The sequence below is a fragment of the Arthrobacter sp. 2YAF22_2 genome (genome assembly GCF_052114645.1).
Classification (GTDB): domain Bacteria; phylum Actinomycetota; class Actinomycetes; order Actinomycetales; family Micrococcaceae; genus Arthrobacter.
On the sequence record NZ_JBFRFD010000737.1, the window covers coordinates 1 to 1,251 of the forward strand.

Sequence of the window (1,251 nt, forward strand, 5' to 3'; positions counted from 1 at the left end):
CCGTTATTAAGGACAGTCACGGCCTGCCGGGGCTGCTGGTGGAGCGGTTCGACCGTATCAAGTCGGCCGACGGGAGGTGGCTCCGGCTGCCGCTTGAGGACGGCACCCAAGTCCTGGGTCTGCCGCCGGCCTCCAAGTACGGGTTGGCCTCCGAAGCGGTGGCCACCGCGCTGGCCGGGCTGTGTAAGGCTCCGCTGGTCGCCAGCCGCAACCTGTATCTCCAATTCGTCTTCGCCTGGCTGAGCGGAAACGGCGACCTCCACGCCAAGAACCTCGCCATCCTGGGCGGGGCCGCCGGATTTGTCATGGCTCCCGTGTACGACGTGCCGTGCACCCTGCTTTATGGCGACGAGACTCTGGCCCTGCCGGTTTCCGGCAAGACCAAAAACCTGAAGGCCAGGCACTGGGCTGAGTTCGCGGACACGCTGGGGCTGCCGCCGCGGGCAGCGGCAAGCGCCAACCGGATCGCCGTCGCCGCTGCAGGCGCCATCCGCCTCGAGGACCTGCCGTTCGGCGGCTCGCCGCTGCGGGGCGCACAGCGCGAGCTGCGGTTCAGGCGTCAAGCTCTCGCCGCCTGAGGCGCCAGAACAGCCACGTCGGTTTCCGCGTCTGCGGCCAGCTATGCGTCGAGACGAGCGACGGCGGCCGCCTCGACATCACCGCCGGCGACTCCTACAGGTATCGGTGTTGGCTGCCGGCTTGATGCATTCGGACCAGCGCCACCCGGGTTCGAAGCTGAAGCGTGCCAGGAATCGTCGCTTGGACACCGGTTGTCGACCTGTTTTTCTCAGAAGCCGGACGAGCTTCCGGCGCCGGAGAAGCTGCCGCCGCTACCGCCATAACCCGTGGTGCCGCCGCCCCGGGCACTGCTGACGCTGCTGACGCCGGTGTTGAAGCCGCTGTTGAAAGTGGGGACCGAGAAGAAATAGTAGGACGGATAAACCGTTCCTAGAATGCTTGGCTCGTAGCTGGGCCGGTGCTTCTTGCCGGTCCCGGCCTGGGCCTGGTCCATCTCCTCGCGCATGAGCTTGGCCTCGCGGTCGTTCCGGGCGAAGCCGGCAATCACGGTGTCCGCGTGGCTCTTAAGCAGCTCGGAGAGCTCCGTCCTGGCGTCCCGCAACCGGTCCAGCGCGGTTTCGGGGCTGATGCTGCGCTCGGATAGTTCGGCAGTCCAGCGTTCAAGCTCCCGCTGGCTGCCATCCCGGAAGGACCGGAGGGCCGCAGCTGTCGCGGAATCGCCCTCGCCATGGC

General features: G+C 67.3%; 2 protein-coding genes. One reads left to right on the forward strand and one right to left on the reverse strand.

The window, feature by feature from the left end:
* A partial coding sequence (locus AB4Y86_RS19150) for a type II toxin-antitoxin system HipA family toxin (RefSeq protein WP_441403704.1) occupies positions 1-578 on the forward strand: 578 nt, incomplete at its 5' end.
* 209 nt (positions 579-787) lie between these two features.
* Here the strand turns inward: AB4Y86_RS19150 and AB4Y86_RS19155 are convergent.
* A partial coding sequence (locus AB4Y86_RS19155) for a DUF5129 domain-containing protein (protein ID WP_441403705.1) occupies positions 788-1,251 on the reverse strand: 464 nt, incomplete at its 5' end.